Raw genomic sequence first — 251 nt, 5'->3', positions numbered from 1 at the left:
CTTCAACCATGACCGAACACCCCTCCCCGCCCACACCGGCTAGCCGGGTAAGTGCTTTTACCCTCGCCAATGGCCTGCGCGTCTGTCTGCGTGAAGACCACCGCGCACCTCTGGTCAGCGTGCAGCTTTGGTATCACGTGGGTTCCAGCTACGAGCCCGAAGGCCATACCGGCCTTTCGCATGCCCTTGAACATTTGTTGTTCGAAGGCAGCAGCAAACTGGCTGGCGGCCAATACTCCGCCCTCATGACC

General features: G+C 60.6%; 1 protein-coding gene. It reads left to right on the top strand.

The window, feature by feature from the left end; genetic code table 11:
- Window positions 1-251 (top strand): M16 family metallopeptidase (locus tag AC6UDB_RS07175; RefSeq protein WP_500709579.1); only part of this gene is annotated, 251 nt, incomplete at both ends.

The organism is Fructilactobacillus sp. X3R2C1 (assembly GCF_059901235.1).
Note: the sequence above shows the minus strand (reverse complement) of the source record. Positions and strands in the feature narration are given on the sequence as shown.